The organism is Sphingobacterium faecale (assembly GCF_016746095.1).
Lineage (GTDB): Bacteria > Bacteroidota > Bacteroidia > Sphingobacteriales > Sphingobacteriaceae > Sphingobacterium > Sphingobacterium faecale.
In genome coordinates, this window is sequence record NZ_JAERTY010000007.1 from 1 (window position 1) to 15,335 (window position 15,335).

Genomic DNA, 15,335 nt, shown 5'->3' on the forward strand with positions numbered 1-15,335 from the left:
AGGACGGTGCAGACTTCATTGCTTCCATTACAGGTAAAAACGGTATAGATGGTGTTAGCCCTGAGATCGGTTCCAACGGTAACTGGTTCATCGGTAGTAAAGATACGGGCATTGCAGCGCAGGGTCCACAGGGTGAAGCTGGTATAGGTGGAAAGACCTCCGCAGGAGACGGTATTTCTTTAGTAGGGACAGGAACAGCAGAAGATTCTTATGTTGTATCAGTTAAATCGGGTAATCTTGAGGCAGAAGACGGAACTATCTCCGTTAAAAATGGGACGAAAGCGACTCTGTTGAATACAACTTTGAAAGTAAGCAATAACTCTATAACTACTGATCATATCCAAAATGGGACGATTCAACCTGTTGACTTGGCCTCTTCTACTGAGATCAATCAGGTATTGGTTACCGATGAAAATAAAAATCCAATGTGGAAAGACCAGTCTAGCTTATCTAGAAATATCTATACACACAATGGCATATTAACAGAAAATCGTACAGTAGATTTTGGTGCAAATTCGTTTTTACAGTTCAAAAAAGGAAGTCAAGCACATGATTTTACCTATGATGCAACACATACAGGAATTAATATGTATGGAGAGAATACCTCATCGATTAATTTGATTACAAACGAAAATAAAATTGATAATCAAGAGTCAAAATTGCAGATGTTGCATAATAGTACGAAGTCTGAGATCAATGCAAATGCGAAATATGGTCTTTGGGTATCGGCAGGAAACCAACAGGTTATCACTTTAGGTAATCGTTATTTCGCTAACGGACAATCTAACGCAACCTATGACGAACATGTCGTAATAAAAGCAGACGGAGGGGTTCAGCTGAAGAAGATTAATACTACTCCATTCAAGGGGAGTCAAACTGACAAAATAGTCGTTGCGGACGCGTCAGGTGTTTTAAAAGCATTAAAAGCAACGATGCCAAAATTCTTCTATATGCCATCGATTATTATACCGACGGATAAATCTCAAGTTCAAGCTCCAGCAGAATTCGGGGAAATAGATTTGTATGCTCTTTATGAAAAGCAGTTTCGTAATCCGATGCGATCAAATGAAAATAAGAACACAATATTGCCTGTTTTGCCTAAAGGGGAATTAGATTATTATATTACTTGGTTTGATGAAACTGTTTTTAAGACCGTGGAGGTAGATGATAAAGGTGTGATGACCTACACGATTCAACCAAACGCAGATGTGAGTGTGGGATCATTTATGAATATTGTGTTTGCGGTTAGAGAAGATTAATATGAAGTTATTTCAATATATAATAGGCTCGTTAGTAAAGAAAGCTCTTTTTTTCTTAGTTATATTGTTTTCGATATTGCTTAATACAGCCCAAGCACAGTTTACTATTACAGAGAATTTCAAAGGTCAGGTGGGGGCAGATATTATCGTGGGGGAGCATGCTTCTCTCACTTCTGGAGTCGATGATCCAATAGGTGCAGGCTGGTTAAGATTAACACCTGGTGGAATAGAAAATAGGCGGGGTTATGCATACGTCAATCGTACTTTTCCTTCTACCCTTGGAGTTATTATTGATTTCGAGTATAAACTGTGGAGAAAACTGAATAATAATGAATTTACCGCCGGTGATGGTTTTTCAATTTTTCTTTTTGACGGTCAGTATGGACCTTCTAATTTTAAACCAGGCGGTTATGGAGGTGCCTTAATCTATGCGCCGCTAGTCGGAGGAACCCCTTGGGATATTCCAGGGCTATCCGGGGGATATATTGGTTTAGGTTTTGACTCTTTTGGTAACTATGGGAATGAAGTGGAAGGACGATTCGGTAGCATAGAGCCTGATGCAACTAATGGTTCCGCCTCTTCCTATAGGCCTAACTCAATAATTTTAAGAGGTCCTACTACAACTAATAGAGAATCCAAGATTGAGAATGGAATTCAACCTACGAATAGGTTCCTCGGTGGAAAGAAGTTAGGAACTAGATATGCTGATGCGAATAATACAAGAAACCAAACAGAGGTTCATTATTTTCCTTTGACTCAGAAACGGCCTACTGATACCGAATTTTATAGAAGGGTGCAGATTGAGATTAGACCGGTAGTAAGTGGTAAAAGCTATCGTATTATTGCACGTTGGGCAAAAAGTCGGACGGGACCTTTTGTTGAGCTGTTTAATAGTGTTACTAATGATGTCCCACCTGAATTACTTAAGATGGGATTTGGGGCAGCAACGGGGGGAGCACGCCAATATCATGAAATAAGAAATTTATTAGTTACTACGCCAGGTAATTTAAGGTTGACAAAGCGTGCCGATAAAGATATTTTAAGACGTGTAGACTTAGGAAGGGAGGATAATTTAGTTTCGTATACTATTGAAGTGGTCAATGACACGGAGTCTCCATTGCGAAACATCTCTTTTGTGGATAGCCTAACTGATATTAATGGAAAGATTGTCGATAAAGAAACCTTTGAAATATTAAGTATAAAAGACCAAGGCTTTATAAGTGCCGAGTTAAAGGAGGACGTTGACAAGGTCAGCAATAAGAAGGTTAATAAGATTATAGGGAGCTTAAATTTAGCTGCGAGTTCTACTGGGATAATAACTGTTACCGGTGAACTGAAAAAGATTCCTGCAGGGAACCTTTTGGTTAATACCGCCAACGTTATGCCGACAGATATTACTGATGAGGATTTAGGAAATAATACATCCGTTGTTCAGATCCCTGTGATTGCAGAGAAAGTAGATGTGACTTTAGAAAATATTTCCCCATTAGTGTGTCTTGACGGTGTTAATGGGAATAACTTCGAACTGCAAGTTGGTAACGTTGGAAGTGAGCCTGTTGAGAAAAAAAATCGTGTAGTGGTGGTGAAAGAGATTCCGCAGGGAACGAAGTTTTTACAAAACCCTTCGGATTATGACGGCTGGGAAAGGGAAAAAATAAGCGAAAATAAATATCAATATACAGCCAAGGTCGATATAGAATCTGGGAGGATTTATGCGAAGACTATTAAGTATAAGTTGACACCAATTAATAATACGACGACTTATACAGATGCTAGCGAAGTTTTTTATTATCGAGGTAGTACGGGGAGTAACGGCGTGAATACGATTATCGAACCTCCAGAGAATAGAGGGAATAATAAGAGTTCGATTACGATGAGACCTTTGCCTAAGAAGCCTGACGTAGTTGGAAAAGTTTATTATTGTGTTGGGGAAGTCGCAGAACAATTGAGTGCTAAAGGCGATGAAGGAAACCGGTTACTGTGGTATTTGAATAAAGGGGGGGCGGCTGCTACAGTCGCATATACACCGAATACAAGTGTTGTTGGAACAACCACATATTATGTTACACAGAGTAACGGCATATGTGAGAGTATATCCGCGCAAATCGATGTAATTGTGTTATCTCCTCCTACTGCTGGAACAATATCCGGTAATCAAGAAGCCTGCGCGGGTACAGCATTAGGTACTATAAGCTCAAAGCAAAATGCAACAATACCTAATTGGCCAGGAACAACTGTGCTAACTTACCGTTGGGAAAAGCTGGCGCCTATAGCTGGGTCGAGCTGGGCTACAATCCAAGGAGCTAATGCGGAAAATTATACTCCAGGAGCTGAAAATATTGTAGGTGTATGGAAATACCGTCGTGTGGCTATACCGGTATTGGCAGGGAAAGAAAGTGCTTGTCGGCCAGAAGCGATATCCAATGAGGTATCAGTCACCGTAAAGAACTGTCTTATAATAAGTAATCCAATGCTTCGTAGTAGAGCGAGGAAATAGAAACTACCATGAAGAAATTATTTTTTCTATATATATGTCTATTGCTTTCGTGGGGAGAGCTATACGCACAACAACAGCAAGGCGAAGGAAGCTTCCTGTCTGATAATGGCAGAAATATCCTGACCGAAAATCAATTTGACGCGATCTACGTAGAGTCGTTATTTATAGGGCCGAATGCCGAGTGGGTGATAGATGGGCAGATCGATCTGTATGTCAAGAATATTTGGATCGCTCCTACCGCCAAAATTTCCGGATCCGGGGTGATTAATATTCATAATCCAAGTAAGAATCCATTTTACGGTAATTGGAAAAGTCAGCCAACTTATATCGACGGGAATAATGGAAATTATATTGATGTGAATATCGTATTGATGAATGAAAATGGTTTACATCTGAAGAATATTTCAGGACGTGATTATGAAGACGGTTCATACCCCACTGACGAAAAAGCTGCTGCTCTACGTTTATCTAAATCCATAGATCTACGGGTAGATGGCGCCAATGTTTTCCTAAATGGGAATGATTTTGAATTGGACGTAAATGGGCAGATTTTGGAATACAGCAGTAAACGTATTGTCGTGACCAACAATCCGGTCTCGGGACACTTGATCAAAAACTTTGGCGATCGCGTCACCGCATTTACATTTCCAGTGGGTAAGGAAGCCAATGACTATACTCCGGCTCGTCTGACACCAAGTAGTAATAAAAGCAAGGTGTACGTGTCGGTTACCGATTACTTGGCCTCAGGTATACAGTTTACAGATGAGCTGATCGGTATGGATCGGGTCTGGAATATCTATGCCGACAAAGGGATGAAAATGGATTATACATTGATACACAACGAATCGACCAACGGCATAGCTTATGTGGATCCAGATGCACAGATCGTTCAACATGCAGATGGTAATAATTGGATCGGTAATGTCACAGTGTTCAATAGCGAATCTGGACCAGGTAACCCGATAGCCCAATCTATACATACACGTAAGGATATTCTGACCTATACTAAGAAAACGCTTTCGGGAGCTATGTTTACCAAGTTGACAAATGCCCCGCCTAAAGCTATGGATGACTACGTTACGCTGATCTATGGTACAGAGAAAGAAATAAATGTTTTGGAAAATGATATTGCCGGATCATCACCAATCATCACCAATAGTGTTCAAGTTACCATACCCCCAGCCAACGGAACAGTACGTGTTATAGATGGAAAGATTATCTATACTCCAAATCCACAATTCCTAGGAGTAGATGAGTTTGAGTATAAAATTACTGATGAAAATGGATTGACATCTATCGCAAAAGTGTATGTGACTGTTGAACCTAGAGATCTGTTTATACCAAATGTATTTACACCAAATGGAGATGGATCTAACGATAGTTTTATTATTAGAGGATCTGAAGGGTATGACCGTATTGATTTACTTATTGTCAATAGATGGGGTAATGAGGTCTACAAAAACATAAACTATAAAAACGAGTGGACCGGACAAGGGCTCAACGAGGGGACATACTTCTATATCATCACGGCGGTGAAGGGTAATGATGTAAGGGTATTTAAAGGAAATGTTTTGATTAAGAAATAATGAAGAAAATACTTTCAATTTTAGGATTTAATCTCGTGTGTGCCTTGCACACATTTGCCCAGCAAAACATACAATTTACACAGTATATATTTAACTCGCTCTCTGTTAATCCGGCCTATGCAGGATATAAAGAAGAGTGGTTCGGGCAGCTAGGTTTGCGTAGCCAATGGTCTGGCTGGACGGGAGCGCCAAAGACAGGTACTATCTCAATAGATGGTGTGATCGATCCTGAGAGCCGCCGACATGGGGTAGGGCTGCAGATAACGGGGGACCAGCTCGGTGCTCAAGGTGCGACAAGTATATACGCCAACTATGCTTTACGTCTTCAATTGGACCGAGCAGATGAGCATCGACTTAGCCTCGGTATTGCTGGTGGCGTGACGCAGTATAGTCTAGACGGAAACAAATTAGAGTATATAGATGATGGAGATGAGTTTATCCCGCCAGGAAAAATTTCGACATGGAAACCCGACATCCGACTCGGTGTGTATTACAATAACAGTAAATGGTATGCCGGAGTAGCTGTTCAGGATTTATTCTCAGGCAGTAATAGTGGGGAAGATTTTCAGTTTAACCAGAACTCCCTAGAAAGTTTGTACCGCAAAGTGCACGGATACTTTATCGCAGGAGCACTTATTGAATTGGATCCTGGATTATTACTGAGACCAAGTCTGTTAATAAAAGAAGATTTTAAAGGACCAACTTCGTTAGATTTAAATGCCATGTTTATTTTTAATGATAAGTTTTGGGTCGGAGGTGGATACCGTACACGTGCACGGATCTTTGACCGCAAGTATAATCAAGGTTCTGTCAATAAATTAAGTTCATTAAACTCACTGAGCGGGGTTGTACAGTTTTATGTAAACCCTAAATTCCGCATAGGCTACTCTTATGATCATATGCTCAATAAATTGAGCGGGCTTCAGAATGGGACACATGAGCTGACTTTGGGAATCACATTCGGTGGACAATTAAGGAGACAGATACTAAGTCCGAGGTACTTTTAAGATAAAACCAATTTTAAGGTATGAAACTTTTTTTTAATAAAAATGGAATGCGTTATGGTCTGTTAGGACTTGTATACCTTCTTTCCATAACCTATTCAAGTGCTCAGGAGCGTCCTGGCAGAAGATCTCTAGCAGAACAGTTGTATAACAGCATGGAATATACGCGTGCAGCTACTGCGCTGGAAAAATTAGTGGATGTCAAAAAACCTAGAGCTGTTGATCTTGAGCGCCTGGCAGACAGCTATTACTATATTAAGCAATATGAACTTGCGGAGAATTGGTATGCCCGGATTGTGAATCAGAAAGATGCTTCGCAGCAGGCAAGGCTCCGTTATGCTGAAGTGCTTAAACAACAGGGAAAATATACCGAAGCGAAAGCACAATATAGCGAGTACATAAAAGCGTATGGGGAAGACGAAAACTTGCTTAAGGCTATTGTAGGAGCGGATTCGGCTGTCCTATGGATGAAAAACCCAACGAGACATCAGCTTAAAAATGAAAGTCATATAAATACCTCGCGTGCTGAGTTTAGCGTCGTTCCTACCAGTGGAGGATTTCTTTATGCAGGGGAACCTAGCAGTCTTTTGGAAAACAAAAGTGGTATGACTGGACAGGCCTATCTGAAAATATATACAGCCGAACAGCAGCAAGACGGAACCCTTAACTATCCTAATATTCTATCGGAGTCTTTTAACAATTCGATGTACCATATTGGACCTATATCGACCAACGCAACAGAGGATGTCTTATTCGTGACCAGAACATATACTGGAAAGGATGCAGAGCAATTTAAAGCATTAGGTTCAAAATGGAAAAAACAAAATCTGGAATTAAGGATTTATAGAAAGAATGGAGATCATTGGATAGAAGAGAATTTTCCCTACAATAATGTGAAGGAGTATTCGCTTGGTCATGCGGTGTTAAGCAAGGATGAGAAGACATTGTACTATGCATCGGATATGCCAGGGGGATTTGGAGGAGTGGATATATGGTTTAGCGAACTACAAGAGAGTGGCGAGTGGGGAGCGCCACAGAATGTGGGAAGTGTAGTGAACACTAATGGTGATGAGATGTTTCCTTCTATATTTGGAAATGCTATGTATTTCGCCAGTGATGGTCTGATAGGGATGGGGGGGCTAGATATTTTTAGGGCAGTAGGTAGTAAACGTGTTTTTTCAGAGCCTATCAACCTAGGGTATCCTATTAATTCACCATCTGACGATTTCGCCTTTGTACAGGTGTCTGAAAGCGAGCAGGGCGCATACGGATATCTTTCGTCCAATAGGACTGGAGGAGCTGGTTCTGACGATATATATGCATATACCTACCGTAAACCAAAGATTACTATTATTCTTGAAGGTGTAACCAGAGATAAGTCAACAGGAGAGGTTTTAATCGGAACATCTGTTAGTCTGCGAGAGCTAGAAGGCCGTATCGTCGCCAAAGATATAACAGACGGAAATGGGATGGTTCGTTTTCAGGTCGAACCGAATACAGATTTTAGAATGTTGGGAGAGAAGCAAGGATATTTATCAGACTCTCTACATATCGCAGGGATAAATGTAATACGGGATACTGTCGTGCGCTATACACTGTTATTACAACCTGTGTTTAAAAAAGGCGATAAGTTCGTTCTTGAAAACATCTATTATGATTTTGATAAACACAATATCAGACCTGATGCCGCAAAAATATTGGACAAACTGGTTGCTACTATGCGTGACAATCCTACATTGAGAATTGAGCTATCAAGTCATACGGATAGCAGGGGGGCTGATTCTTACAATATGAAGTTATCTCAGCGCCGCGCTCAATCCGCGGTGGATTATATAGTAAACAGTGGAATCGCTCGAGATAGGTTGGTTGCCAAAGGATATGGGGAATCGCGTTTGGTTAACAAGTGTAAGAATGGTGTTCAATGTACTCCTGCAGAACATCAAGCAAATAGACGGACGGAAGTGGAGGTGTTGGATTACTAAAATCTATTGTGGACGATGGGAGTTTAGTATATATTTTAGAGTAAATTGAGATACAGTAAACAGATCAAAGAAAGGGTCGTTCGTGATATTCTCGATGGAGAATTGCTAATTGACGAAGCTATGACAAAATATGGGATATTGTCTCCTATAACGATAAAAAAGTGGCTTAGAGAAGCGCTGGATGAGGTAGGGAAGGCTGTCTAATTAGAGGTTCTGCTTAATAATAACATATGGGGAGCCGAAACACAGCTCCTCATATGTTATCCATTCTAATAAAAAAATGCAACTGACAATTGTCTTGTTAGGCTGCTCCGTTAAATTTTGGGCATAAAATGTTTTCAATAAAATTAGCTAGGTTTGCACTATGAAAAAGGGCAAGCTTTATTTAATCCCCGTTCCTTTGGCCGAAGGGGTCGAAAAGTCATCGTATACACCATTACATCGAGATGTAATAGGAAAAGTCACAGCGTATATTGTTGAAAATGAAAAAACAGCCCGAAAGTTTTTAAAGACAGCAGGTCTTACTGTGCCACAAAGCGAACTCATTATTCATGACTTCGGGAAGCATGCACGCGAAAAGATGGACTATAATAAGGTGTTTGCAAGCGTACTTAAGGGAAAGGATATGGGACTGATGTCAGAAGCTGGTTGTCCTGGTGTGGCAGATCCTGGGGCAGATGTTGTAGCCGAAGCCCATCGGCGAAATATCCAGGTCGTTCCTTTAGTGGGACCCAGTTCGATACTGCTTGCGCTAATGGCGTCAGGATTTAATGGACAGAAATTCACATTCCACGGGTATTTACCCATAGATAAAGGAGAGAGAAGCCGAAAAATAAAGGAGCTTGAAGCACAAAGTAGACGAGAGAAAATCACCCAGATATTTATCGAGACCCCCTTTCGAAACAATCAACTGTTGGCGGAGTTGTTGAAAGTGTGTAAGCCAGAGACAAAGCTCTGTGTGGCAGCTAATCTAACGGGAGCAGACGAACTAATCGAAAGTAGAACAATAGCAGACTGGCAAGCTCATAGTTTTGATTTGCACAAGATTCCTACAATCTTTTTATTATTTGCCTAACTCTTTGTATTTTTAAGAATAAATTAAAAACACCTTGTCAGATTGCCTAAGGATATATTGTCGCTGGTAATGAAAGGATAGTATCTATAAAAATAATAAATGGAAGAACTCTTAAAGAATCCGGATTTTCAGAAGCTCGTTCCTTATCTCATAATCGTTTTCATAGTTCAGATATTGATGTGGTTGCTATTTGCCAATACAATACGAACTACGTTGAACTTAATTAAGGAAGATAATAGATGTATTCTCCCTAATCAAGCATGGTTGGTCGCGCTACCGCTTTTCAATATATATTGGAATTTTGTAGTGGTCCGTAGGCTTACAGATTCTTTAAACAATGAATTTTATGACCGGCAAATTGCGATAGAAGAGGAACCGACCCAAAAACAAGGTTATATGTATGCCGGAGGATACATGGTTAGTAATATACCCTTACCTACATTTGTAGGTTTTATGGCCTCTATAATCGCATTTGTTGGGTTTGTGCTGTACTGGTTCAAAATATACGAATATAAAAAATTACTCCGGGAGCCTTTTGAATATCGGGGTGCAAAGGATGTAGATGGACGAGAATCTGAAGAAGGTTATTTATAAAATCGAGGAATATGAAGGTAAAAGAAATAACACAGTATCTTGAAGAGATAGCGCCCCTAGCTTATCAGGAATCTTACGACAACTCGGGGTTGATTGTAGGACGTCCAGAGGATGAGGTTACGAAGGTGTTGATATCCTTAGATTGTACTGAAGCAGTGGTAGATGAGGCAATAACGAAAGGTTGTAATCTGATTATTTCGCATCATCCCATCGTTTTTAAAGGCTTGAAAAAATTTAATGGCAGAAACTATGTGGAGCGGACAGTGATGAAGGCCATCAAAAATAATATTGCATTATACGCTATCCACACAAATCTGGATAATGTAATAGGAGGGGTGAGTTCAAAGATTGCTGAAAAGCTAGGTTTGGTGAATCAAGCAATACTAAGCCCTAAGTCTGGATTGTTAAAAAAACTGGTAGTCTATGTGCCTAGAGCAAACGTAGAAGACGTAAGGCAGGCTCTTTTCGATGCAGGTGCGGGTAGTATAGGGGACTATGATCAATGCAGTTATAATACTGCTGGATACGGTACATTTAGACCATTGGACGGAGCAAATCCTGCGTTAGGCACAGTAGGTACACAAGAACGTGTGGAAGAAACAAAAATCGAAGTTATTTTTCCTGCTCCCATCGAGCGGCAGATTGTTGTGGCTATGCTGTCAGCACACCCATATGAAGAAGTCGCTTATCATATCGTGAACCTTGAAAACACGCTGCAACAAGTGGGGTCAGGCGTCATCGGAAATCTTGTTGAGCCAATGGAAGCAAATAGCGTGCTGCATTACTTAAAAGAACGATTGAAACTGAATGTAATCCGCCATACCGAATTATTGAATAAACCGATAGAGCGAATCGCAGTTTGCGGAGGAGCGGGTGGTTTTTTATTGAGTGAAGCGAAGCGTTCCGGAGCAGATCTTTTTATTACTGCTGATTATAAATATCATGAGTTTTTTGATGCAGAAGGAGATCTTGTAATAGCCGATATTGGTCATTTCGAATCCGAACAATTTACCCAAGAATTATTGTTGGAGATTATTCAGAAAAAATTTGTTAACTTTGCTGTTCTATTGACAGAAATAGACACAAATCCAATAAAATACTACAGTTAATGGAACAAACCGTAGAACAAAAATTAAAAGCATTGTGGGCATTGCAATCGATCCACACAAAGATAGATAAGATTCGTCAAGTACGTGGCGAGCTACCTATAGAGGTTGCCGACTTAGAGGACGAAATGGCTGGGCTAGAAACTCGCCTTGAAAAGATTCGAGTAGAATTGGATGATTTAGAAGATTCAATTGTGAAGCGTAAGAATATGATTAAGGATGCGCAGTCTGCAATCAAAAAATACGAAGGTCAGTTGAATGAGGTGAAGAACAATCGTGAATACGATGCGATATCCAAAGAAATCGAAATTCAAGGCTTAGAGATTCAAGTATGCGAGAAGCGTATCAAAGAAGCGGAGTTTGAAATTAAAAATAAAACAGAAGCTTATGAGAAAACTAAGGAGAACCTAGATTTCTCTAAAGGTGAGCTGGATGTCAAGAAACAAGAGTTGGAAACAATAACTTCAGAAACTCAAATCGAGGAAGAGGAATTCTTGAAGAAAGCAGATATTGCTGCAGAGAAAAACGAAGAACGTCTATTAAAAGTTTATAACAAGCTTAGAGGTTCATACCGTAATGGTCTAGCTGTTGTATCTATAGAGCGAGATAGTTGTTCAGGATGTCACAATAAAATCCCCGCTCAATTGCAATCAGAGATTCGCCAACGTAAGAAAATCATTATCTGTGAGCACTGTGGACGTGTTCTTGTAGATGAAGAAATTGCATCCGAAGATTAATTCAGATAAGAAAATATAAGTAGAGGCTGTTCAGAACGAACAGCCTTTTTTTATCCCAATCGCCATCTAATTGCAACAACTTAGATATAATCCTGTTCTTCATCTAAAATCAAATATATTTGCCATTCAATAACCTTGAAAATATCTTTATGTTTAAAAAAGTCTCTAATTTTCTGAGTATAGCATTGGCTGTTGGAAGTCTCTCTGCTGCTCATGCCCAACAAGAAACATTATTGCTGCGTAATCCTAGTATTAGTAAGACACATGTCACATTTGTCTATGGAGGTGATATTTGGATCGCGGATAAGAACGGGCAGAACCCACGTCGATTGACCACTAATCCTGGTGTCGAGATGAATCCCATGTTTTCTCCTGATGGTAAGCAAATTGCTTTTACTGGGAATTATGATGGTAATACAGATGTATACACCATTCCTGTAGTAGGGGGCGAGCCAAAGCGTATTACTTTTCACCCTGCTGCGGATCTCGTTCGAGGTTGGTTGAATAATGAAGAAGTATACTTCCAGACTACACGTGAGTTCCAATACTCACTAGGGTCTAGACTCTATAAAACAAAGTTAACAGTAGAGAATGCAACTCCTCTGATGATGCCTGAAGCCTATCAGGGTACGCCATCTGAAGATGGACGCTACTGGGCTTATATCAAGAACTCTGATCCTACGGAGCGTGATCGTGTAGCTTTCAAGCGTTACCGTGGTGGCGGTATGCCGTCTATCTGGGTATTTGATACCAAAACCAAAAATGTAGAGGTTATTCCTGGTGAAAACTGTAATGACGTAAAGCCTGTATGGTTAGGTTCAAAAATCTATTTTCTATCGGATAGAGATAAGATTGTGAATATCTACAGTTATGATACCAAATCGAAGAAGGTAGAGAAGCTGACGAACTATAAGGACTATGATGTACGTACATTGCAGGGACTAGGAAATGAACTTGCATTTGAGTATGAGGGACGTATTCATATCCTTGACTTAGGAACGAATAATGTAAATACCCTGAAAATTGCGCTTGCTGCTGATCCTATGTTCAAACGTTCGAAATATGTGGATCTTAGAGATGGCATACGTAATTTTGATATTTCACCAACTGGACAGCGTGCGTTATTTGAAAGTCGTGGAGAAATAGTGTCTGTACCAAAGGAAAAGGGAGATGCGAGAAATATCTCTAATTCAGTAGGCAGCCACGAACGTTTTCCCGCTTGGTCGCCAAATGGGAAATGGGTATCTTATCTATCGGATAAGAATGGAAAGTATCAGTTAGTACTTCGAGATCAAAAAGCTGTTGATGAACCAACATATATTGACTTGGGAACGGGCTTGTTTTTCTTCGAACCCACTTGGTCTCCGGATAGCAAGAAGCTGTTCTATAATGACGCACATTTAAACCTATATTATGTTGATGTCGCTTCCAAAAAGGTAGTATTCGTAGATTCCGATAAATTGGCTTCCATTACAGGACGTACACGCAATCATTTTGAACCATCATGGTCTTTTGATTCAAACTGGATTACTTATGTAAAAAGCCTAAATAATGGAGTGAATGCTGCGTTTATGTATAATCTGACAACAAAACAGTCCCATCAGATTACCGATGGCATGAGCACTGTTGCACAACCTACTTTTAGTAAAGATGGTAAATACTTGTTTTTTATAGCCAGTACGAACACTGGGTTGACAAATTCAGGCCTGCATATGTCCGCTTATGAGCGCAATCCACAATATAATGTGTATGCTTTTATTTTGTCAAAAAAGACTCCTTCGCTTTTCAAAAATGAAAGTGATGAAGAAACAGTGAAGGAAGACAAAGCCGAAGAGCCGAAGAAAGAAGAAAAAGTAGCGGAGAAGAAAGATAGTAAAAAGAAAACCTCTGTTAAGGAAGAGGCAAAACAACCTGCGAAACCTGTAGAAAAGAAACTGGAAGTAGATTTTGATGATATCAATAGCCGCATAGTAGCGCTTCCTTTGCCTGCGGGTTACTACAGGTTGAATGGAGATGTGGAAAATACACTTACTTATCAACGTGTAGGTACAATTGGCGCATTTGATTTGACGAAAATGGAAGACAAGTCCCTTGTTGATAATGCTCGTGGATTCCGTATTAGCGCAGACGGTAAAAAAATGATGTATACCACCGGTAGAGACTACTTCATTGTCAATGCCGGACAGAAGCCCGCTCCTGGAGGAGGAAAGATCAATATCGATAATTTTAAATTTGAAGTAGATCCTGCTGCAGAGTGGAAACAGGTATTTAATGAGGTGTGGGCGATGCAGAAGGAGTTTTTCTATGTAGAGAACATGCATGGTGCGAACTGGGAAGCTGTAAAAGCGAAGTATGAGAAATTCCTTCCTTATGTCAATCATCGGTCAGATTTAGGGTATTTATTGAATGAGATGATGGGAGAATTGGTCGTAGGACATGCTTACATTTATCCTGGGGATCAACCTTCGACTCCATCGGTCAGTACTGGCGCTCTTGGTGCAGACTTGGAACAGGTTGATGGATTTTATAAAATCAATAAAATATTTACGCGCTTAGATTGGAACCCTTCTTTCAAAGCTCCTTTGGCAGAGCCAGGGTTGAATATAAAAGAAGGTAGTTATATTGTCAGTGTAGATGGTGTCAAATTGACTTCAGACATAAGTATCTATAAACTTTTGGAAAATAGAGTGGGTAAGCAGGTTGTATTGAAGATCAATACGAAGCCTTCTCTTCAAGGAGCAAGAGAAGTGGTTGTAAATCCAATCTCTTTTTCTAGTGAAATGGGACTACGCAGTATGGATTGGGTAGAGTCAAACCGTAAGAAAGTGGATCAGTTGAGTAACGGACAGATTGCTTATGTATATATGCCAAATACCGGACAGGAAGGCTATAGCAACTTTAATAGATACTATTTCTCACAGATGGACAAGAAAGCACTTCTGATAGATGAACGTAACAATGGTGGAGGCTCTGTAGCAGATTATGTTATAGATCTGTTGTCAAGAGAGCTTATCGCGGGATGGGGAATTCGTGATGGTAAATCATTTACAACGCCTGGAAATGGTATATATGGACCAAAGGCGATGATTATCAATGAAAATGCAGGTTCTGGAGGTGATATGATGCCATACATGTTCCGATTTAAAGGATTGGGTAAGTTAGTGGGCCGTACTACAATGGGGATATTGGTCGGTATTTCGGGCTATCCACCGTTGTTGGATGGCGGTAGCATTACTTCACCAAACTTTGGGGTATACGACTTGAATGGTAACTATATTATCGAAAATGAAGGTGTAGCACCGGATATTTTTGTAGAGCAAATGCCTAAAGATTTATTGGAAGGAAGAGATCCTCAGTTAGAGCGAACAGTCAAACTTCTTTTGGAGGAGATGAAGACTTATCCTTATCAACAAGTAAGGAAACCGGCAGATCCAATTCGTGTCAATTAAAATTAGTAAAAGGGGGCTTAGCCCCCTTTTGTTATTCTAAATATTA

Annotated in this window: 11 protein-coding genes; all 11 read left to right on the top strand. The window is 40.1% G+C overall.

Annotated elements, in window-relative coordinates:
- A partial coding sequence (locus tag JKG61_RS12275; RefSeq protein ID WP_202103285.1) for a hypothetical protein occupies window positions 1–1,259 on the top strand: 1,259 nt, incomplete at its 5' end.
- A 1-nt stretch (window position 1,260) separates the two neighbouring features.
- Entirely contained in the window at window positions 1,261–3,756 is a 2,496-nt protein-coding gene (locus JKG61_RS12280; RefSeq protein WP_202103286.1) for a hypothetical protein, read from the top strand.
- Between the two features lie 8 nt (window positions 3,757–3,764).
- Complete coding sequence (locus JKG61_RS12285) at window positions 3,765–5,342, top strand: T9SS type B sorting domain-containing protein (RefSeq protein WP_202103287.1); 1,578 nt, start codon at window positions 3,765–3,767, stop codon at window positions 5,340–5,342.
- Window positions 5,342–6,349, top strand: a complete 1,008-nt coding sequence (locus JKG61_RS12290) for a PorP/SprF family type IX secretion system membrane protein (RefSeq protein WP_202103288.1) — start codon at window positions 5,342–5,344, stop codon at window positions 6,347–6,349. The genes JKG61_RS12285 and JKG61_RS12290 overlap by 1 nt, the downstream gene beginning before the upstream one ends.
- A gap of 20 nt (window positions 6,350–6,369) precedes the next feature.
- Window positions 6,370–8,328 (top strand): OmpA family protein, encoded by a 1,959-nt coding sequence (locus JKG61_RS12295; RefSeq protein ID WP_202103289.1) that lies wholly within the window; start codon window positions 6,370–6,372, stop codon window positions 8,326–8,328.
- A 45-nt stretch (window positions 8,329–8,373) separates the two neighbouring features.
- Entirely contained in the window at window positions 8,374–8,532 is a 159-nt protein-coding gene (locus JKG61_RS12300; protein ID WP_202103290.1) for a transposase, read from the top strand.
- A gap of 160 nt (window positions 8,533–8,692) precedes the next feature.
- Window positions 8,693–9,403 (top strand): SAM-dependent methyltransferase, encoded by a 711-nt coding sequence (locus tag JKG61_RS12305; RefSeq protein ID WP_202103291.1) that lies wholly within the window; start codon window positions 8,693–8,695, stop codon window positions 9,401–9,403.
- Between the two features lie 99 nt (window positions 9,404–9,502).
- Complete coding sequence (locus JKG61_RS12310; protein ID WP_202103292.1) at window positions 9,503–9,997, top strand: hypothetical protein; 495 nt, start codon at window positions 9,503–9,505, stop codon at window positions 9,995–9,997.
- 11 nt (window positions 9,998–10,008) lie between these two features.
- Complete coding sequence (locus JKG61_RS12315) at window positions 10,009–11,106, top strand: Nif3-like dinuclear metal center hexameric protein (RefSeq protein ID WP_202103293.1); 1,098 nt, start codon at window positions 10,009–10,011, stop codon at window positions 11,104–11,106.
- Window positions 11,106–11,840, top strand: a complete 735-nt coding sequence (locus JKG61_RS12320) for a zinc ribbon domain-containing protein (RefSeq protein WP_021071003.1) — start codon at window positions 11,106–11,108, stop codon at window positions 11,838–11,840. Before JKG61_RS12315 ends, JKG61_RS12320 begins: the two co-directional genes overlap by 1 nt.
- 149 nt (window positions 11,841–11,989) lie before the next feature.
- Entirely contained in the window at window positions 11,990–15,289 is a 3,300-nt protein-coding gene (locus tag JKG61_RS12325; protein ID WP_202103294.1) for a S41 family peptidase, read from the top strand.
- Window positions 15,290–15,335: the final 46 nt, after the last annotated feature.

What these genes read in the sequence shown, in the direction of transcription:
- JKG61_RS12280 (WP_202103286.1), top strand. Translation starts at nt 1,261, where the DNA reads ATGAAGTTATTTCAATATATAATAGGCTCGTTAGTAAAGAAAGCTCTT.
- JKG61_RS12285 (WP_202103287.1), top strand. Translation starts at nt 3,765, where the DNA reads ATGAAGAAATTATTTTTTCTATATATATGTCTATTGCTTTCGTGGGGA.
- JKG61_RS12290 (WP_202103288.1), top strand. Translation starts at nt 5,342, where the DNA reads ATGAAGAAAATACTTTCAATTTTAGGATTTAATCTCGTGTGTGCCTTG.
- JKG61_RS12295 (WP_202103289.1), top strand. Translation starts at nt 6,370, where the DNA reads ATGAAACTTTTTTTTAATAAAAATGGAATGCGTTATGGTCTGTTAGGA.
- JKG61_RS12305 (WP_202103291.1), top strand. Translation starts at nt 8,693, where the DNA reads ATGAAAAAGGGCAAGCTTTATTTAATCCCCGTTCCTTTGGCCGAAGGG.
- JKG61_RS12310 (WP_202103292.1), top strand. Translation starts at nt 9,503, where the DNA reads ATGGAAGAACTCTTAAAGAATCCGGATTTTCAGAAGCTCGTTCCTTAT.
- JKG61_RS12315 (WP_202103293.1), top strand. Translation starts at nt 10,009, where the DNA reads ATGAAGGTAAAAGAAATAACACAGTATCTTGAAGAGATAGCGCCCCTA.
- JKG61_RS12320 (WP_021071003.1), top strand. Translation starts at nt 11,106, where the DNA reads ATGGAACAAACCGTAGAACAAAAATTAAAAGCATTGTGGGCATTGCAA.
- JKG61_RS12325 (WP_202103294.1), top strand. Translation starts at nt 11,990, where the DNA reads ATGTTTAAAAAAGTCTCTAATTTTCTGAGTATAGCATTGGCTGTTGGA.